Source organism: Streptomyces durbertensis (assembly GCF_014156695.1).
Lineage (GTDB): Bacteria > Actinomycetota > Actinomycetes > Streptomycetales > Streptomycetaceae > Streptomyces > Streptomyces durbertensis.
Window position 1 is genome coordinate 1 of the sequence record NZ_WMLF01000072.1, and the last position, 16,928, is coordinate 16,928.

The window sequence follows — 16,928 nt, forward strand, 5'->3', positions numbered from 1 at the left end:
GGTCGGGGCTCGGGGGCTGAGGGAAGTTCAGGCATCGGCGCGCCCCCGGTCGACGAGGGCGGCGACTCCGTCGAGCACCCGCTCCAGGCCGAAGTCGAAATCCTCGCCCGCCTCGCTGGGCGTCCCGCCGTCGCCGCCCGCCTCCAGTACTCCCGCGTCGAGGACCGCGTTCACCTCGGGGAAGCGTTCGCGGTCGGCGAGGCCGGCCAGCAGCCGGCCGTAGGCGGCGTTCATGTGGGCGGGACTGAGACCGGCCTCCCGGGCCGCCGCGGCCAGGTCGGCGGCGACCGCCGCCTCGCCGCGCACGTACTCGCTCAGCAGGGTCAGCACGCCCAGCCGCTCCCCGGCGTCGAGCCCGCTGCCCCTGAGGGCGCGCAGCCCGTACTCCATCCAGACGACCGAGTTGGGAGTGGCGGGCGGCGAGCTGACCGGCACCGCGAGCACCCAGAGGTTGTCGTGCAGCACCCGGCGGTAGGCGCGCGCCCACTCCGCGAGGCCGGTGCGCCAGTCGGCGGGCTCGGCGAGCTCCGGGGGCGGCGGGCCGACCGCGGCGTCCTCCATCAGGAGCAGCAGTTCGTCCTTCGCGCCGACGTACCGGTAGAGGGCCATCGCGGAGACGCCGAGCATGGCGGCGACCCGGCTCATCGAGACCGCGCCGATCCCCTCGGCGGCCGCGCAGTCGATCCCCGCCCGCACGATGCGCTCCAGGCTCAGCCCGCGTCGCGGCGCCGTGGTGACGTCGTGGCCGACGCCCCAGGCCCTGGCGACCGCGGGCGGGATCCCCCAGGAGTTCTCACTGTTGCCGTCCATGGACCGTGTATAACATCAGCAGTAAGGTGTACGTCATAAACAGAATTGCGTACGCCGTAAACAAGCAAGGAGGGGGGACACCATGTCCGAAGAGGCGGCGATCGAGGTCGCCGGGCTGCTGAAGTCCTACGGCGACACCGAGGTGCTGAGGGGGATCGACCTCCGGGTGCCGGCGGGAGGGGTGCACGCGCTGCTCGGCCCCAACGGCGCCGGCAAGACGACCACCGTCCGGGTACTCAGCACCCTCAGCGGTCCGGACGGCGGCGTGGTGCGCGTCGCCGGCCACGACGTGCGGAGGGAACGCGCGGCGGTGCGCCGCCGCATCAGCGTCACCGGCCAGTACGCGGCGCTCGACGAGCAGCAGACCGGCCGGGAGAACCTGTGGACGTTCGGCCGGCTGCGAGGGTTGGGGCGACGGGCGGCACGCGAACGGGCCGCCGAACTCCTGGGCTCCTTCGACCTGCGGGAGGCCGCCGACCGGGCGGTGGCCACCTACTCCGGAGGGATGCGCCGCCGACTGGACATCGCCGCCGCCCTCACCGGGGGCCGACCGCGGGTGCTGTTCCTCGACGAGCCCACCACCGGACTCGACCCGCGCAGCCGCCGCACCACCTGGGGGACGGTCTCGGAACTGGCCCGCCAGGGCGTCACCGTCTTCCTCACCACCCAGTACCTCGAGGAGGCCGACCACCTCGCCGGACGCGTGACCCTGCTCGACCGGGGCCGGATCGTCGCCGAGGGCACGCCGGCGGAGCTCAAACGCAGGGTCGCGGCCAGGCGGCTGGAGCTCACCGCGGTCTCCCCCACGGCCCACCAGGAGCTGCGCCGCCGCCTCGACGTGGCCCCCCTCCACGACGACCCGCACGGCCTGCGGCTGTCCGTGGCCACCGACGGCACCGCCGCGGCGGTGCGCGGCCTGCTCGACCGCCTCGACCCGACCGCCGACCTGCTCGCCCGCTTCGACGTCCTCGACGCCTCCCTGGACGACGTCTTCCTCGCCCTCACCGGCCGGGCCACGCGGCCGGCCGGCACTCGCCCCAAGGAGACCGGACATGCCGCATAGCCACGCCCTCGGCCCCACCCGCGCCGCGCCGCACCGGCCGGCGCCGACGGCCGGACCGCTGGCCCGTGTGGTCACGCTCACCGGCCGCTGCGTACGGCTGAGCGCCCGCAACCTGGACGCGCTGCTGATGTCGCTCGCCCTGCCGGTCCTGCTGATGCTCGTCTTCGTCTACCTCTTCGGCGGCGCCATCACCACGGGCGACCCGGCTACGTCGTACGTGACGTACGTGGTCCCCGGGGTGCTGGTGCTGTGCTCCGGGTACGGCGCCGCGCTGACCGCCTCCACTCTCAACGGCGACCTGCGGAGCGGTGTCGTCGACCGCTTCCGCTCCATGGACGTGGGCGGCACCGCGCTGGTGGGCGGGCACGTCCTCGCGAGCCTGGCCAGGAACGCGGCGGCCACGGCGGCGGTGCTGCTGGTGGCCCTGCTGCTGGGCTTCCGGCCCCGGGCCTCGCTCGGCGCGGCCCTGGCGGCCGCGGTGGTACTGCTGTGCTACGTGCTGGCGTTGAGCTGGCTGGCGGCGGTGGTAGGCGCGCTGGTGAGCACGCCGGAGGCGGCCGGCGCCTTCGGCTTCGTCGCGCTCTTCCTGCCCTATCCGAGCAGCGCGTTTGTCCCGGTGGAGACCATGCCGGGCTGGCTCCACGGCTTCGCCGGACACCAACCGGTGACCTCGGTGATCGAGTCGCTGCGGGCGCTGCTGCTGGGTGCTCCGGCCGGCGCGTCTCCCTGGATCGCACTGGCCTGGTGCGCCGTGCTGCTGGCCCTCTCCGTGCCGCTGGCCTCACTCGCCCTGGCCCGCCGCCACCGCTGAGGCGCTGCCACCGCGACCGCCACCGATCGTGGTGCGGGCGGGAGCGCGGCGGGTGAGGATGAACGCATGCTGTTGGCCGAACTCGCCCGCACCTCGGCGGAGATCGCCGCCACCACGGGTCGCTCCGAGAAGACCGCCCTGCTCGCCCGGCTGTTCTCCCACGCCGAGCCGGACGAGGCGCCGGTGGTGGTCACCTACCTCGCGGGGCGGCTGCCGCAGCGGCGTACCCACCTCGGCTGGCGTGCGCTGGCCGAACCGGTCACGCCGGCGGCGCGCGCGACGCTGACGGTCGGTGAGGTGGACGCGGCGCTCACCGCCGTCGCCGCCGTGGCCGGGCGCGGCGCGGTGGCCGAACGCCGCCGTCTGCTGCACCGGCTGCTCGGCGCGGCCACCGCGGAGGAGCAGGGCTTCCTGGTCCGGCTGATCGGCGGCGAGCTGCGGCAGGGGGCGCTGGACGCGATGGCCGTCGAGGGCCTGGCGTCCGCGGTCGGCGCCGAGCCGCAGGACGTCCGGCGGGCGGTGATGCTCGGCGGCTCGCTGGGCGAGGTGGCCCGCCGGGCGCTGGCCGAGGGGCCGGCCACCCTGGCGGAGTTCCGCCTCACCGTGGGCCGGCCGGTGCTGCCCATGCTGGCGCACACCGCGGCCGACGTCGCGGAGGCGCTGGACGCCCTGGGCCCGGCGGCGGTGGAGGAGAAGCTGGACGGCGTGCGGGCACAGGTGCACGTCGCCGACGGACGGGCGCGCGTCTTCACCCGCACGCTCGACGAGATCACCGGCCGCCTCCCGGAGGTGACCCGCCTGGCCGGGCGGCTGCCCGTCGACAGCGCGGTGCTGGACGGCGAGGTCGTCGCCCTCGACACGTCGGGCCGGCCGTTGCCCTTCCAGGACATTGCGGGCCGGGTCGGCACCCGCGACGACGTGGGCACCGCGCACGGGGCCCTGCCGCTCACCGCCGTCTTCTTCGACCTGCTCGGTGTGGACGGGCGGGAGCTGCTGGAGGCCCCCGCCGCCGAACGGCACCGCGCACTCGCCCGACTCGTGGCGCCCCCGCATCTGATCCGCCGGATCGAGGTGACCGATCCGCAGGACCGCGACCAGCGGGAGGCGGCCGCCGCGTTCGCGGAGCGGATGCTCGCCGACGGCCGGGAAGGGGTGGTCGTCAAGGCCCTGGACTCCGGCTACCGGGCGGGCCGCAGGGGACGCTCCTGGCTCAAGGTCAAGCCCGTCCACACACTCGACCTCGTGGTGCTCGCCGCCGAGTGGGGGCACGGACGCCGCACCGGCCTGCTGTCCAACCTGCACCTGGGCGCGCGCGGCGCGGACGGGTCGTTTGTGATGCTGGGCAAGACGTTCAAGGGGATGACCGACGCGCTGCTGCGGTGGCAGACCGGGCGGCTGTCCGAACTGGCCGTGGTGAGGGAGCCGTGGGGAGTGCGGGTGCGACCCGAACTGGTGGTGGAGATCGCCTTCGACGGTGTGCAGCGCTCCACCCGCTACCCGGCCGGGGTGACGCTCCGCTTCGCGCGGGTGCTGCGCTACCGGGAGGACAAGCCGGCCGAGCAGGCCGACCCCGTGGAGGCCGTGCTCGCCCTACGGCGCTGACAGCAGCCGGCGCAGTCGTGCGGCGACGGAGGCGGCCTCCTCCTCGTCCCGGTAGCGGCGGCGCGGCCAGAAGAAGCCGCGCAGGCCGTCCTTCGGCCGTCTGGGCACCACGTGGAAGTGCAGGTGCGGGACGGACTGGCTGACGCCGTTGTTCGCCGCGACGAACGTTCCCGCCGCCTCCATTCCGGCGGCGACCGCGCCCGCGACGCGCTGGACGCCGCGGAAGTAGGGGTCCAGTTCGTCGGGCGGCAGGTCGGTGAGGGTGGTGTGGTGGCCCCGGGGCACGACGAGCACATGGCCGGGGAAGAGCGGGCGCCGGTCGAGGAAGGCGACCGCGTGCGCGTCGGCCCAGACCAGGTGGGCCGGCGCACGGCCGGCGACGATCTCGCAGAAGACGCACTCCATGCCCCCAGTGAACTACCGCCCCCGGCGCTCCCGCGCGCGGTGGCGGGCGCCGGGCCGGCGTCGGATGATGACGGGGAAGGCCCGCGGTCCGGTCGGAGTCCTGGGAGGTCGCGGTCATGAAGCACCTGATGCGAGCGGAGTACCGTTCGAACGGCGACGTCGGGGCCGAGGCCACGGTCAAGACCTGGCACATGGTGCGTGGCGAGGGGACGACCGCGCTGTGCGGCAGGGACCTCGACGAACGGTCGGCCACCAGGTCCGAGGACGCGTGGGGCGCGATGCACGAGCCGTTCTGCCACACCTGCGGGGCCGTCTACCTGCGCGAGGTGCCCTGACCCGGCGCGCGGGGCCGCCTCGGTGCCGGAACGGTTCTGCTCAGCAGTTCCGTTCCGCCGGACGGGTGGCGCGGCGCGCGCCGGGCGGGTGAAGGCGACCGCCCGGCGCCGGGTGACACGCGCGCCGTCGTCCGGCGCGGTACGCGGCGGACGCATTCTTGCCCACGGACGCGGGTACCCGCCCCGTCACCCCCGCAGGACAAGCACCACGCGAGACACGATCCGAGGAGCTGAGCGCGATGGCCGTGTGCGAGGTATGCAGCAACGACTACGAGATGTCCTTCGAGGTGCACGCCGCCGGAGCCGTGCACGTCTTCGACAGCCTGGAGTGCGCCGCCCAGCGCATGGCGCCGATCTGCGAGAACTGCGAGTGCCGCATCCTCGGCCACGGGGTGCAGGCGGACGGGCGCTTCTTCTGCTGCGCGCACTGCGCCCGGGTGCAGGGCCACCAGGAGTTGGTGGACCACGCCTGACCCGGAGGCCGCGCCTGACCCGGCCGTCCGGCGCCGCGAGCCGGCACGGTCCGACGCGGGTCGACATGTCGACTCCCCCGCCCGCTCGGTGCACCCTGGAAGAAGCACCTGGAGGTGAGCACCATGGAGACGATCGTCGGTTGGCACATCGACATGGAGTTCCTGGAGGACGGTGACAAGACACGCGCCGACTGCGTGCTGCGCCTGCCCGACGGGGCGGCACTGCGGGCCCACGGGCGCGCGGACCGCTATCCGACGGACCCGGCACAGCAGCGGGTCGGCGAGGAGATCGCCGCCGCACGCGCCCTGGACGACCTTCGGCACCAGCTTCTCGCCAAGGCCGGCGCCGAGATCGAGGAGGCCACGCACCAACCCGCCCATCTCGTCGCCTGATCCGAGGAGAACCGAGCCCGTCCGGACGTCCCCGCGGGTTTCCCGCCCGCCGGGCGGGCGCGCCCTCGTGCCCCTCTACAGTTCGCCCCATGGAATCCCACACGGCGGACCGACCGGACGAGGGGCCCGGGGGCTTCTTCGCGCTCCGCACCATGGAACCGGTGCCCGGCTCGGCGGTGAGCCTGGCGAGCCTGTACGCCGGTGAGGCCGACGCGGTGCTGGCCTCGCGGATCGAGCGGGTCGGCGCACGGCTGGGGACGCGGGAGCCGCGGGTGGCGGCGTCCGTCGCCCAACTCGGGCTCGCGGCCCGGCTCTGCTCGGTGGCGCTCGGCACCAGCGTGCTGCGCGGCGAGGTGCCCGCTCTCGACCCCGCGGCACTGTGGTGGGACGCGGCCGCCACCAGCCCGGACGACCTGTGGCTGACGGAACCCCTCCCGGCGCCGGGAGGGACGTACGGGCCGGCCGGGCCGGAGGCGCTGGTGGAGCCGCTGTCGCGCACGGTGTGCGAGCGCCACCTGCGCCCCCTGGTGACGTCGGTGCGCCGGGTGGCGCCGGTGTCGGAGCGGCTGCTGTGGGGGAACGCGGCGTCGGCGCTCGGCGGCGCGCTCGGCCAGCTCACCACGTGGTGCCGGGCGAACGGGCGCCCGGAGTGCGTCCCCGTGGCCCGCGAGCTGACCGCCGCGCTGCTGGAGACCGCCCCGCTGCGGGGCACGGCGACCCTGCGGGGTGACGTCCTCCGCCGCCGCACCTGCTGTCTGTACTACCGCGTCGGCGGGGGCCTGTGCGGCGACTGCGTCTTCGACACCGCGCCGGCCCCCCGGGGCGGCGGCGGTCGGCGGGCCTCTGTCAGTGGGTCGGCGTAACGTGCTGAGCATGTGCCGGAGTATCAGGACGTTGCGCCCGCCGTATGCCGAGTCGGTCTCCGAGGCGGACATCAGGGCGGCCGCGCTTCAGTACGTACGCAAGGTCTCGGGATTCCAGCGCCCGGCGGCGCACAACAGCGCCGCGTTCGAACGGGCCGTGGAGGCGGTCACGGCCGCCACGACGGAGCTTCTGGGGTCGCTGACGGTCCGCGGCGCCCACCGGAGAGAGCCCGCCTCGGGCCGGGAAGCGGAGTGAACCACCACCCTTTTGCTACACAAAGTAATCGATTCTGACCGCAGCGATCCGGCCACCGCCGAGAAGTCGCTGTTCAGCGATGCACAAACCATCGGAACTCAGCCAACTTTGCACACATAGGGGAGCGCAGGCACTACAGAGGGTATTCGAACAGTGAATGACGGGTACCCAGTTGGAGGCGTTCCGATGAGCAAGCTGCCGCGGATCAGGGACCACGCCGCGCCCGGCGAGCACCTGGCGCGGCTGTTGGCCGAGTGCCGCAACCCCTTCGAGATCGGCGACGCGCTGCTCGCCAGGCTCTCCGGAGCACGGCTGTGCCGGGTCAGGCTGCGTTCCTGGCGCGAGCGCAACTCCCCTCCCCCGCCGATGCGTTGCCGCACCTACCGGCACACCTTCGTGCTCGACGACGGCACCGAGGTCCCGCTGTGGGAGCTCCAGCACGACACCGACCCCGACGGCCGGCTGGTGTGCGAGATCTACCAGGACGACACCACGCTGCGGAAGGCCGAACGGCGGGTGCACCGGCGCATGGGCGACGTGCCGGACGACCCGCACGGCTGCGTGATAGCCGCGAACGTCAGCGGCCTGACCCCCGAGCTGCTGGCGGAGACGGCCGAGCCGCCGCAACCGCACGCCTTCACCGAGCGGGACTCCGTCGACCACGCCCGCCGGCTCATCCGCCGGGCCCGCCACACGGGTCACCCCGGCGAGCCCGGACCGGACCTCCTCAACCGGCTCACCACCGCCCGCCGGCACACCATCACCCAGATCGCCCGGCGCTTCTCCGACCTGGGCCAGCACTCGTTCTGCTCGGTCTACGAGCACACCTTCCTCCTCGCGGACAACCGGGAGGTCAGCCTGTACGAGCTCGAGCACGACTACACCGAGGGCGGCCGGCTGGTCTGCGAGCTGTACGTCGACGAGGCGTCGGCGGCCGAGGCCGCCGAGCGCCACGGCCATGCCGCCACGTTCGACAGCGAACAGGTGTGAGGCGCCGTTCGAGGGGACCGGGGGCGTTCGGGGCTCACCGGTGGGAGAAGTGCGCCCCCCGGTACGGCCGTTGGTGGGTGCGAGATTGGCCGAACCGGTTGCTGCGGTCGGCCCGCGCGCTCTACGTTGAGTCCGCCTGCCGATTCCGACACCGCTCGCTCCGCGGTCGCGGAGCGGGATCGGGAGCTGGACCAGTCGAACCGCACGTCGGACGTCGCGCAGGTTTCGGGGAGGACCCGTCATGGCCCGTGGCCGCCATCGCCGTTACAAGCCCAGTCCCGTCTCCCGTGCCTCGTTGACGGTCACCGTCGGCGGCGCCGGCATCGCGTTGCCGCTCATCGGCGTCAGTCACGCCCAGGCCGCGCCCGTCGAGGTGTGGGACAAGGTCGCCGCGTGTGAGAGCAGCGGCCGTTGGCAGGTGAACACCGGGAACGGCTACTTCGGCGGACTGCAGTTCAAGCAGTCCACCTGGCAGGAGTTCGGCGGCACGGCCTACGCGCGCCGCGCCGACCTCGCCACCAAGGAACAGCAGATCGCCATCGCGGAGAAGGTGCTGAAGGGCCAGGGCCCGGGCGCCTGGCCGAGCTGCTCGGTGCGCGCCGGCCTCACCCGCGACATGGCCCAGACGAACGGCAGCGCCGTCCGCGCGGCGCGTGACGCCTCCCGGGCGCAGGGCGGCGCGCGGGCCGACCAGCAGCCGAAGGCCCCGAGCACCGCGAACGGCGGGAAGACCTCGGCGCCGACCGCCGACAAGCGGCCTTCCCGCCAGGAGCACCGTGACGGAGCCGCGGGTCACCGCGTGCGGAGCGGGGACAGCCTCTTCTCGATAGCGCGGGCGCACGGCGTGCCGGGCGGGTGGCAGGCGCTCTACGAGCGCAACCGCGCCGTGGTCGGCGGCGACCCCGACCTGATCATCCCCGGGCAGCGACTCCAGTTGCGCGGCCCGGGCCCGAAGGCACCCGCCTCCGGCGGCCCCGCGCGCGGCGGCAAGGCCCCGGAAACGGCCCGCCAGGCACTGGCGGAGAAGGCCGCCGCGGCGAAGAAGGCGGCCGCCGCGAAGAAGGCCGAGGCGGACGCGAAGAAGGCCGCCGCCGCGAAGGCCGAGGCCGAGCGGAAGGCGCAGGCACAGAAGGCCTCCCGCACGCAGCCGGCGGCCGGCTATACCGCGCCGGTCAGCGCCGCGCCCGGCGCGCGCTACCGGGCGACGGGCGGCACCTGGGCGGCCGGCTACCACACAGGGGTCGACTTCCCCGTCCCGACGGGCACCTCGGTGCGCGCCGTCACCGGCGGCACGGTCGTCTCGGCCGGGTGGGCGGGCTCCTACGGCTACCAGGTGGTGCTGCGCCACCACGACGGGCGCTACAGCCAGTACGCGCACCTGTCGGCGATCTCGGTACGCTCCGGACAGAACGTCAACACGGGCCAGTCGCTCGGCCGTTCCGGCAGCACCGGCAACAGCACCGGGCCGCACCTGCACTTCGAGGTGCGCACCGGTCCCGGGTACGGCAGCGACATCGACCCGCTGGCCTACCTGCGCGGCAAGGGCGTACGGATCTGACGCCGGTTCGTGTGGTCCTCGGCCGACGGCTGCTCAGTCCCGGAGCAGCACGAGCCTTCGCGGTGGCTCCGCGACCGGGTCGGGCAGACGCAACGGCGCGCGCCCCGGGGTGAGCGAGCCCAGCAGGACGAGGTGCCGCGCGCCGGTGGCGCCGACGGGGTTGGCCGGCACGCCGTGCACGGCCAGGAAGCCGAGCAGGGCGAACAGCAGCGCCTCCTTCTCCTGCGGCGCCACGCCGAGCGCCGTGCTGTCGACGATCCGGACGTTCCCCGCTCGGGCCCTCAGCCGGGCCGTCAGATGGTGGTTGCGCAGCCCACCGCCGGACACGTACAGGTCGCTCAGGCCGTGGGCGCGGCAGGCGTCGGCGACAAGGCGGGCGGTCAGCTCGGTCAGGGTGGCGAGGAGGTCGTCCGGGTCAGGTCGGGCCCCGGCCAGGCGGTCGCGCAGATAGCCGGCGTGGAAGTGCTCCTTGCCGGTGGACTTCGGCGGCGGCAGCCGGTAGTAGGGATCGTCGAGGAGACGGGCCAGCAGTCGTTCGTCCACCGTGCCGCGAGCGGCCCGCGCGCCGCCGGTGTCGACCCGGCTCTCTCCCTGTGTCGCCCACGCCGCGGCCTCGTCGATCAGCGCCCCCGCCGGACCGACGTCGTAGCCGAGGACCGCGGGCGCGGCGGCGGTCCCGGCACCGGATCCCGCTTCGCGGCGGGAGGGGGCGCCCGGCCCGTCGCCGTCCGGCAGGCGGACGGTCAGGTTGGCGATGCCGCCCAGGTTGAGCGCGCCGTGGCCGGGACCGGGCAGCAGGAGGGCGTCCAACGCGGCGACCAGCGGTGCGCCGTGCCCGCCGGCGGCCACGTCCCGGCCGCGGAAGTCGGAGACGACGGGCAGACCGGTCGTCTCGGCGATCCAGGCGGCGGCGCCGAGTTGGAGTGTGCCGTGTGCGCGGGCGCCCTCCACCCAGTGGTAGACGGTCTGGCCGTGTGAGGCGATCCAGTCCGCCCGGCCCTCGGCCGGTCCGGCCAGTGCGCGGGCGGCGGCGGTGCCGAAGAACCGGCCCAGCCGGGTGTCCAGGCGGCACAGCCGGCCGGCCGGGACGGCCGCCGGAGGCAGGGCGGCGAGCAGTTCGGCCCGCAGGTCGGGCGGGAAGGGCGTGCTGACCAGGCCGCGCGGCCGCATGGTGAGCTCGCCGGGCGCCGAGAAGTCGAGGTCGGCGACGGCCGCGTCCGCCGCGTCGTGGGAGGTGCCGCTGAGCAGGCCGATCATCCGCATGAGCGGCATTGTCGGCCCGCCCCGCCGGCCGTGCGGGCAGGGCTCGCCGCGCGGGGCGCGGCCAACAGGGCGAGGCCGGGTGGACACGGGCGGCAGGGCGGAACCCCGACGTGGGCCGGGGGTTCAGCGCGTGCCGGGCCCGTCCGGGTAGCGGCCGGCCTGCCGGGCGTGCGAGATCCGCCGCAGGACGACAAGCAGGTCGAGCACGGCGAAGACGGCCAGTGCCGTACTGATCCAGGCCAGGACGCGCAGCGAGTCGGCGCTGGGCACGTCCTGCGGTCCGGCGCGGCCGGACCAGATCCAGAAGAGGACGGCACCGGCGACGAACAGCGGGGCGAACAGGACGGACAGGATGAGTCGCAGCCGCAGTGCGCTGCGGGCCGTCAGCGGCTCGTTGCCGGTGCGAGGCAGCAGCCTGCCCAGGATCCCCTCCCGGTCGGGGTCGGGCGGGGGGCGGCGTCCGGACGGACGGTCCTGCATGTCACCTCCCGGAGGACGACGAGTACTCCTCCTCTCGAGCGTCGGGGGCCGGGCGGGCGTCCGCAACCGGGCACGCCGAGGGCGGCGGCCGGCCGTCCGGGAGGCGCGCGACGCCGTTCGAGAGGTACGCGGCGCCGGGCGGGCGGCGTGCGGACGGGGTCGGCGCGCCCGGTGGCCGGAATCGTTCGTTCCGCTGCTCCGGCGCCCGAAACGCGGCGCCTGGAAAGGGGATTCCGCCCCCGCGAACCGGGCATATAGCTCAACAGTAGGACAGTATCGGGAGGTTGAGTCTCCGTTTCCTTACTCCCATGCGCCTCAGGTCAGTAGCCTCATCCCTCGAACGTCAATGCGCCGACGATCGCGATGAGGAGCTTTTGATGGAACGTCCCGACTGGGCCCCGCAGGGCATCGACCTGTCCCGCCCCAGCGTGTCGCGTATCTACGACTTCTATCTGGGAGGCTCGCACAACTTCGAGGTCGATCGTGAGGCGGCCCGGCAGGCGATCGAGGCCTTCCCCGGCCTGCCGAAGGTGATGCAGGCGAACCGTGCCTTCATGCGCCGCGCCGTGCGGTACGCCGTCGGCGACGGGGTCACCCAGTTCCTGGACATCGGCTCGGGCATACCCACCTTCGGCAACGTACACGAGGTCGCGCTGGAGGCGGACCCCTCCTCGCGGATCGTCTACGTCGACCACGACCCGGTGGCCGTCGCGCACAGCCGTGCCGTCCTGGAGGGTCAGGACCGGGCCGTGGTGATGGCCGGCGACTTCCGTTCCCCGCAGGAGATCCTGGAGAGCGCGGAGGTGACCGGGCACCTCGACCTCGACCGCCCGGTGGCGCTGCTGCTCGTGGCCCTGCTGCATTTCATCCAGGACGACGAGGACCCGTGGAAGACGATCGCCGCCTTCCGCGACGCCCTGCCGGCCGGCAGCCTGCTGGTGCTCTCCCACGCCTCCTGGGAGGGCGGTCCGCGCACCAGCGAGCACGGGCGGCAGATCCAGGACGTCTACCGCACGGCCAGCTCGCAGCTGGTGATGCGCCGCCGGCCCGACGTCGAGCGCTTCTTCACCGGTTTTGACGTCGTGGAACCGGGGATCGTCTCCATGCCCGACTGGCGGCCGGACGGGCCCACCGACCAGGAGGACCCGGTGGTCTACAGCGGCTTCGCAGGGGTGGGACGCAAGGCGTGAACACACCGGTGCAGGGTTTCGCCGGGCCGGGCACCGCCGGCCCGGCGGAGTCCGGGCGGCAGGCGGACGGGATACGGCGCTTCGCGACCATCTGGAGCAGAGCCGTCTACCCGACCACGGCCACGTCCATGACCAGAGCGGAGTTCGAGCGACATCTGATCCCGCTGACCGAACGGCTGTGCACGGCGCTGCACGCCCGCCCCTTCGACCCCGCCGACGCACGGGAGGTCGGCAGCGCCTTGGTCGCGGCGCACTGCACCTCCCCCGAGGCGCTGCCGCAGGTCCTCGGCGTGGTGGACGCCTACCTGCTGCTCTACTGCTCGGACCCGCAGCGGCTGCCCACCGAGGAGGGGCGCGCCCGGTGCGCGCGCCTCCAGCACGCGATCGCCGCCGGCTTCGCCCGGGCCCTCCAGGAGCGGACCCGGGTCGAGCAGGAGTCGATCTCCCGGGCGGCGCTGGCCGCCCAGGCGGAGATCGAGAAGGCGCTGTACGAGAGCCAGACCCGGTTCCGCACGGTCTTCGAGGAGGCCACCCTCGGCATCGGCATCGCCGCCATGGACGGCACCGTGCTCGACGTCAACGCCGCGCTGACCAGGATGTTCGGCGGGAACGCGGCCGTGGTGCTGGACCGTCGGGTGACGTCCTGGGTGCATCCGGACGACGCGCCGGGCGTCTGGCGCAAGTACGACGAACTGGTGCGCGGCGAGCGGGAGCACTTCCACACCGAGAAGGCCTACCACCGGCCTGACGGAACGGTTCTGTGGACCAATCTCACCGTCTCGCTGCTTCGCGACCCCGACGGCACACCGCGCTACATGCTCGCGCTGATGGAGGACATCACCGAGCGGCGGCTGCTGCATCTGCGGCTGCGGTACGAGGCGACCCACGACGCGCTCACCGACCTGCCGAACCGCACGCTGTTCTTCGAGCGGCTGGAGCAGACGCTCTCCCGCACCGAGGCGGGCGCCCGCTTCGGGCTCTGCTACCTGGATCTGGACGGCTTCAAGACGGTCAACGACAGCCTCGGCCACTCGGTGGGCGACCAGCTCCTGGTCGCCGTCGCCGAGCGGCTCCAGGGCTGCCTCGCCGGGCCCGGGCAGCTGGTCGCCAGGATCGGCGGTGACGAGTTCGTCGCCCTGGTCAGCGACCCGCGCGACCGCACCGAGGTCACCGACCTGGCCGGCCGCGCGCTGGAGGCGCTGTCGACGCCGGTGCGGGTGGACGGCAAGGAGCTGTCCGTGCGGACGAGCATCGGCATCGTCGAGGGCCCGGTGGCGGGGCTGACGGCGGCCGAGGTGCTGCGCAGCGCCGACATCACCATGTACCGGGCCAAAGCCCAGGGCGGCAACCGCTACGAGCTGGCCGACCCGGACCTCGACGCCCGGGCGATCAGCCGGCACAGCCTCACCAACCGGCTGCCGGCCGCGCTGGAGGGGGCGGAGTTCTTCATCGAGTACCAGCCCCTGGTGCGGATGGCGGACGGCTGCGTGGAGGGCGCGGAGGCGCTGGTGCGCTGGGACCACCCCCGGCACGGCGTGCTCGGCCCGGACCGGTTCATCCCGCTGGCCGAGCACACGGGGCTGATCGTCCCGCTGGGCAGATGGGTGCTGGAGCAGGCGGTCCGGCAGGCGTGCGAGTGGCAGGTGCGGGGCATCGGCGGCCCCCGCCAGCTGCGCGTCAACGTCAACCTCTCGCCGCGTCAGCTGCACCACCCGCACCTGGTCGCCGACACCGTCGCGGTGCTCCAGAACGCGGGGCTGCCTCCGGAGTCGCTGTGCCTGGAGGTCACCGAGTCGGCGCTGATCAGGGCGGACGACGACGAGCTGAAGCCGTTGCGGCAGCTGGCCGAACTGGGGGTCGGCATAGCGCTGGACGACTTCGGCACGGGCTACTCCAACCTGGCCTCGCTGCGGCGGCTGCCGGCGTCCACGCTCAAGCTCGACAGGTCGTTCACCCAGGGGCTCCAGCAGCACCCGGCCGACCCGGTGGACCTGCGGGTGGTGGAGGGCATCGTCTCGCTCGCCCACGCGCTGGAGCTGTCGGTCACCGTGGAGGGCGTGGAGACCGCCTCCCAGGCCGACCAGCTCCGCACGCTCGGCTGCGACTCGGCGCAGGGCTGGTACTACGCGCGGCCGGGCCCGCCCGAGCGGTTCTCCGAGCAGATGGCGGTGGCCGCGGGGCAGTGACACGCACACGTCTCACGAGGAGAGCGGCACGTCCTCGATGAGGTGGCGAGGACCGGGACCCCGTTCGGCCACCTGGTCGCCGGGGTTGTACAGACGACACTTCTGGAGGCTCAGACAACCGCATCCCACGCAGCCGCCCAGCCGCTCCTTGAGTCGCTGGAGTTCGGCGATGCGCTCCTCCACCCGCGCCTCCCAGCGTCGCGCCACCCGGCTCCACTCGCGCGCGTTCGGCGCCCGGTCCGCGGGTAGCCGCGCCATGGCCTCTCGCGCCTCGTCGAGCGACAGGCCGACCTGCTGTGCCGCGCGGACGAAGGCGACCCTGCGCAGTGTGGCGCGGGCGTAGCGCCGCTGGCCGCCCGCGGTGCGCGTCGAGCTGATCAGCCCCAGCTCCTCGTAGTAGCGCAGCGCCGAGGCAGCCATGCCGCTCCGTGCGGAAAGCTCGCCGATGGTCAGCCGGTCCGGGATCTCCTTCATGATCGCCAGCATAGCCTTGACCTCAAGCACACTTGAAGTAGCAGGCTGGCTTCATGACCAACACCACAGCCGGGCCGCCCGGCATCCGAGACGCCGAACTCCCCGACGATGCTCTGGGGTTCGAGGACCTGCCGCGGCTGATGAGCCTGATGACCGGCGCCGACAAGCACGGCCCGGCCGCCACCTCGACCACCGACGCCGTCTGGGTGCTCTACGACCGGGTGCTCCGCGTCTCCCCCGACTCCGCCGACTCCCCCGACCGGGACCGCTTCCTGCTCTCCAAGGGGCACGGCCCGATGGCCTACTACGCCACGCTGGCCGCCAAGGGCTTCCTGCCGGTCGAGCTGCTGCCCGGCTTCGGCTCGTGGGACTCCCCGCTCGGCCACCATCCGGACCGCACGCTGCTGCCCGGGGTGGAGATCAGCAGCGGCTCGCTCGGTCACGGCCTGCCGCTCGCCGTCGGCAGCGCGCTCGGGCTGCGCGCCCAGGGCCGTGAGCGCCCCTCGGTGTGGGTGCTGGTGGGCGACGCGGAACTGGACGAGGGCAGCAACCACGAGGCGATCGACTTCGCCGGCGCGGTCGGGCTGGCCGCACTGCACGCCGTGGTGATCGACAACCGCTCGGCCACCCACGGCCGCCCGGGCGGCCTCGCGGACCGGTTCCACGTCGCCGGCTGGTCGGTCGCGGAGGTCGACGGCCGGGACCACGACGCCCTCTACGACGCCTGCACCCGCCCGCATCCGGGCCGGCCGCACGCGGTGGTCGCCCGCGTCGAACCCAAGTCCTCCTGACCCGCCCCCGCACACCTCCTGGAGCAGCCCCCGTGGACACCATGCGTGAACGCTTCACCGCCGTCACCTCCCACCTCCTCGACGAGGACCCGCGACTGGCCGTCGTCCTCGCCGAGATCAGCGCGGACGGCTTCCGCGCCGCCGCCATCCGGCATCCCGACCGGGTGGTCAACGTCGGCATCCGGGAGCAGCTGCTCGTCGGGGTGGGCGGCGGACTGGCACTGACCGGGCTGCGGCCGGTTCTGCACACCTTCGCCAGCTTCCTGGTGGAACGCCCCTTCGAGCAGGTCAAGCTGGACCTCGGCCACCAGGGCGCCGCCGGGGTGCTGGTCAGCGCCAACGCGTCCTACGACTGGCCGGCCGGCGGCTACACCCACATGTCGCCGGGCGACGTGGCACTGCTCGACACCCTGGAGGGCTGGACCGTGCACGTGCCGGGCCACCCCGACGAGGCCGAGACGCTGCTGCGGCACGCCTACAGCACGGACGAGCGTGTGTACGTCCGCCTGTCCCTCCAGGCCAACCGCACGCCCCGCCCGGTCTCCCCGAACGGCTTCCTGACGCTGCGACGCGGTTCCGCGCGGGCACCGGTCGTGGTCGCCGTCGGCCCGCTGCTGGACGCGACGCTCGCCGCACTGGAGGGCGTGGACGCCACCGTGCTGTACGCGACGACCGTGCGGCCCTTCGACCACCGGGCGCTGCGCGCGGCGGTGGCCGGGCGGGCCACCGCGGACGTGGTGCTGGTGGAGCCGTACCTGCGCGGGACGTCGAGCGCCGCCGTGGCCGAGGCGCTGCACGACGTGCCGCACCGGCTGCTCCACCTCGGCACCTCGCGGGAGGAGCTGCGCCGCTACGGCGAGGCCGCCGACCATGTGCGGGCGCACGGCCTGGACGCCGCCGGTCTGCGCGCGAGCGTCACCGCGTTCGCCGGCGGGGCCACGGCAGCCGGCTGACGCGGCCGGGCACCGGCGGCACGGCCTGGGGC

The 16,928-nt window shown here is 74.0% G+C and carries 19 protein-coding genes; 14 read left to right on the forward strand and 5 right to left on the reverse strand.

All coding sequences use genetic code 11. The features are described 5' to 3' along the window. Window positions 1-27: 27 nt before the first annotated feature. Complete coding sequence (locus GL263_RS07465; RefSeq protein WP_182854796.1) at window positions 28-810, reverse strand: TetR/AcrR family transcriptional regulator; 783 nt, start codon at window positions 808-810, stop codon at window positions 28-30. Window positions 811-892: 82 nt separating this feature from the next. On the opposite strand from GL263_RS07465, the gene GL263_RS07470 reads away from it, so the two are divergent. The 3 genes from GL263_RS07470 (at window position 893) to GL263_RS07480 (ending at window position 4,286) form a co-directional block, all read left to right on the forward strand. Then, window positions 893-1,873: an ATP-binding cassette domain-containing protein gene (locus GL263_RS07470; protein ID WP_182854797.1), complete on the forward strand. Its 981-nt coding sequence runs from the start codon at window positions 893-895 to the stop codon at window positions 1,871-1,873. Next, window positions 1,863-2,684 (forward strand): ABC transporter permease, encoded by an 822-nt coding sequence (locus GL263_RS07475; RefSeq protein WP_182854798.1) that lies wholly within the window; start codon window positions 1,863-1,865, stop codon window positions 2,682-2,684. The genes GL263_RS07470 and GL263_RS07475 overlap by 11 nt, the downstream gene beginning before the upstream one ends. Window positions 2,685-2,750: 66 nt before the next feature. Then, a complete protein-coding gene (locus GL263_RS07480; protein WP_182854799.1) occupies window positions 2,751-4,286 on the forward strand; it encodes an ATP-dependent DNA ligase in 1,536 nt (511 codons plus the stop codon). Here the strand turns inward: GL263_RS07480 and GL263_RS07485 are convergent. Continuing rightward, on the reverse strand, window positions 4,275-4,691 hold the full coding sequence (locus GL263_RS07485) for an HIT family protein (RefSeq protein WP_182854800.1): 417 nt from the start codon (window positions 4,689-4,691) through the stop codon (window positions 4,275-4,277). The two genes, GL263_RS07480 and GL263_RS07485, sit on opposite strands and share 12 nt — an antisense overlap. A 116-nt stretch (window positions 4,692-4,807) precedes the next feature. Here GL263_RS07485 and GL263_RS07490 point away from each other — a divergent pair, with 116 nt between their 5' ends. The 7 genes from GL263_RS07490 to GL263_RS07520 all read left to right on the forward strand — a co-directional run bounded on the left by GL263_RS07490 (window position 4,808) and on the right by GL263_RS07520 (window position 9,559). Then, window positions 4,808-5,026 carry a hypothetical protein gene (locus GL263_RS07490; protein ID WP_182854801.1) on the forward strand — a complete coding sequence of 73 codons (219 nt, stop codon included), beginning with the start codon at window positions 4,808-4,810 and terminating at the stop codon, window positions 5,024-5,026. 239 nt (window positions 5,027-5,265) lie between these two features. Then, complete coding sequence (locus GL263_RS07495) at window positions 5,266-5,499, forward strand: metallothionein (protein ID WP_182854802.1); 234 nt, start codon at window positions 5,266-5,268, stop codon at window positions 5,497-5,499. A 123-nt stretch (window positions 5,500-5,622) separates the two neighbouring features. Further along, complete coding sequence (locus tag GL263_RS07500; protein WP_182854812.1) at window positions 5,623-5,892, forward strand: DUF1876 domain-containing protein; 270 nt, start codon at window positions 5,623-5,625, stop codon at window positions 5,890-5,892. An 89-nt stretch (window positions 5,893-5,981) separates the two neighbouring features. Further along, window positions 5,982-6,755, forward strand: coding sequence for a (2Fe-2S)-binding protein (locus tag GL263_RS07505; RefSeq protein WP_182854803.1), 774 nt, complete (start codon window positions 5,982-5,984; stop codon window positions 6,753-6,755). A 10-nt stretch (window positions 6,756-6,765) separates the two neighbouring features. Continuing rightward, window positions 6,766-7,011, forward strand: coding sequence for a DUF2277 domain-containing protein (locus GL263_RS07510; protein WP_182854804.1), 246 nt, complete (start codon window positions 6,766-6,768; stop codon window positions 7,009-7,011). 186 nt (window positions 7,012-7,197) lie between these two features. Beyond that, complete coding sequence (locus GL263_RS07515; protein ID WP_182854805.1) at window positions 7,198-8,001, forward strand: DUF6227 family protein; 804 nt, start codon at window positions 7,198-7,200, stop codon at window positions 7,999-8,001. Window positions 8,002-8,242: 241 nt separating this feature from the next. Next, window positions 8,243-9,559 (forward strand): transglycosylase family protein, encoded by a 1,317-nt coding sequence (locus tag GL263_RS07520; RefSeq protein WP_182854806.1) that lies wholly within the window; start codon window positions 8,243-8,245, stop codon window positions 9,557-9,559. A 33-nt stretch (window positions 9,560-9,592) separates the two neighbouring features. On the opposite strand, the gene GL263_RS07525 is transcribed toward GL263_RS07520, so the two are convergent. Both GL263_RS07525 and GL263_RS07530 read right to left on the reverse strand, forming a co-directional pair. Then, window positions 9,593-10,822: an anhydro-N-acetylmuramic acid kinase gene (locus tag GL263_RS07525; RefSeq protein ID WP_182854807.1), complete on the reverse strand. Its 1,230-nt coding sequence runs from the start codon at window positions 10,820-10,822 to the stop codon at window positions 9,593-9,595. Window positions 10,823-10,945: 123 nt separating this feature from the next. Continuing rightward, window positions 10,946-11,302: a DUF6343 family protein gene (locus GL263_RS07530; RefSeq protein ID WP_228456204.1), complete on the reverse strand. Its 357-nt coding sequence runs from the start codon at window positions 11,300-11,302 to the stop codon at window positions 10,946-10,948. A 377-nt stretch (window positions 11,303-11,679) separates the two neighbouring features. Between GL263_RS07530 and GL263_RS07535 the strand changes: the two genes are divergently transcribed. Together GL263_RS07535 and GL263_RS07540 are read left to right on the forward strand one after the other, a co-directional pair. Further along, complete coding sequence (locus tag GL263_RS07535; protein WP_182854808.1) at window positions 11,680-12,492, forward strand: SAM-dependent methyltransferase; 813 nt, start codon at window positions 11,680-11,682, stop codon at window positions 12,490-12,492. Further along, a complete protein-coding gene (locus tag GL263_RS07540) occupies window positions 12,489-14,678 on the forward strand; it encodes a putative bifunctional diguanylate cyclase/phosphodiesterase (RefSeq protein WP_438947930.1) in 2,190 nt (729 codons plus the stop codon). Before GL263_RS07535 ends, GL263_RS07540 begins: the two co-directional genes overlap by 4 nt. A 12-nt stretch (window positions 14,679-14,690) precedes the next feature. Here the strand turns inward: GL263_RS07540 and soxR are convergent, their stop codons facing one another. Then, on the reverse strand, window positions 14,691-15,152 hold the full coding sequence (gene soxR / locus GL263_RS07545; RefSeq protein ID WP_182854809.1) for a redox-sensitive transcriptional activator SoxR: 462 nt from the start codon (window positions 15,150-15,152) through the stop codon (window positions 14,691-14,693). Between the two features lie 53 nt (window positions 15,153-15,205). Between soxR and GL263_RS07550 the strand changes: the two genes are divergently transcribed. Both GL263_RS07550 and GL263_RS07555 read left to right on the forward strand, forming a co-directional pair. Next, window positions 15,206-15,943, forward strand: a complete 738-nt coding sequence (locus GL263_RS07550; protein WP_182854810.1) for a thiamine pyrophosphate-binding protein — start codon at window positions 15,206-15,208, stop codon at window positions 15,941-15,943. Window positions 15,944-15,975: 32 nt separating this feature from the next. Then, the gene (locus tag GL263_RS07555; RefSeq protein WP_182854811.1) at window positions 15,976-16,896 is read left to right on the forward strand and encodes a transketolase family protein; all 921 of its coding nucleotides are present in this window, start codon (window positions 15,976-15,978) and stop codon (window positions 16,894-16,896) included. The last annotated feature ends 32 nt before the right edge of the window (window positions 16,897-16,928 follow it).

What these genes read in the sequence shown, in the direction of transcription:
- soxR (WP_182854809.1), bottom strand. Translation starts at nt 15,152, where the DNA reads ATGAAGGAGATCCCGGACCGGCTGACCATCGGCGAGCTTTCCGCACGG.
- GL263_RS07535 (WP_182854808.1), top strand. Translation starts at nt 11,680, where the DNA reads ATGGAACGTCCCGACTGGGCCCCGCAGGGCATCGACCTGTCCCGCCCC.
- GL263_RS07525 (WP_182854807.1), bottom strand. Translation starts at nt 10,822, where the DNA reads ATGCGGATGATCGGCCTGCTCAGCGGCACCTCCCACGACGCGGCGGAC.
- GL263_RS07530 (WP_228456204.1), bottom strand. Translation starts at nt 11,302, where the DNA reads ATGCAGGACCGTCCGTCCGGACGCCGCCCCCCGCCCGACCCCGACCGG.
- GL263_RS07465 (WP_182854796.1), bottom strand. Translation starts at nt 810, where the DNA reads ATGGACGGCAACAGTGAGAACTCCTGGGGGATCCCGCCCGCGGTCGCC.
- GL263_RS07520 (WP_182854806.1), top strand. Translation starts at nt 8,243, where the DNA reads ATGGCCCGTGGCCGCCATCGCCGTTACAAGCCCAGTCCCGTCTCCCGT.
- GL263_RS07500 (WP_182854812.1), top strand. Translation starts at nt 5,623, where the DNA reads ATGGAGACGATCGTCGGTTGGCACATCGACATGGAGTTCCTGGAGGAC.
- GL263_RS07475 (WP_182854798.1), top strand. Translation starts at nt 1,863, where the DNA reads ATGCCGCATAGCCACGCCCTCGGCCCCACCCGCGCCGCGCCGCACCGG.
- GL263_RS07485 (WP_182854800.1), bottom strand. Translation starts at nt 4,691, where the DNA reads ATGGAGTGCGTCTTCTGCGAGATCGTCGCCGGCCGTGCGCCGGCCCAC.
- GL263_RS07505 (WP_182854803.1), top strand. Translation starts at nt 5,982, where the DNA reads ATGGAATCCCACACGGCGGACCGACCGGACGAGGGGCCCGGGGGCTTC.
- GL263_RS07470 (WP_182854797.1), top strand. Translation starts at nt 893, where the DNA reads ATGTCCGAAGAGGCGGCGATCGAGGTCGCCGGGCTGCTGAAGTCCTAC.
- GL263_RS07510 (WP_182854804.1), top strand. Translation starts at nt 6,766, where the DNA reads ATGTGCCGGAGTATCAGGACGTTGCGCCCGCCGTATGCCGAGTCGGTC.
- GL263_RS07490 (WP_182854801.1), top strand. Translation starts at nt 4,808, where the DNA reads ATGAAGCACCTGATGCGAGCGGAGTACCGTTCGAACGGCGACGTCGGG.
- GL263_RS07550 (WP_182854810.1), top strand. Translation starts at nt 15,206, where the DNA reads ATGACCAACACCACAGCCGGGCCGCCCGGCATCCGAGACGCCGAACTC.
- GL263_RS07515 (WP_182854805.1), top strand. Translation starts at nt 7,198, where the DNA reads ATGAGCAAGCTGCCGCGGATCAGGGACCACGCCGCGCCCGGCGAGCAC.
- GL263_RS07495 (WP_182854802.1), top strand. Translation starts at nt 5,266, where the DNA reads ATGGCCGTGTGCGAGGTATGCAGCAACGACTACGAGATGTCCTTCGAG.
- GL263_RS07480 (WP_182854799.1), top strand. Translation starts at nt 2,751, where the DNA reads ATGCTGTTGGCCGAACTCGCCCGCACCTCGGCGGAGATCGCCGCCACC.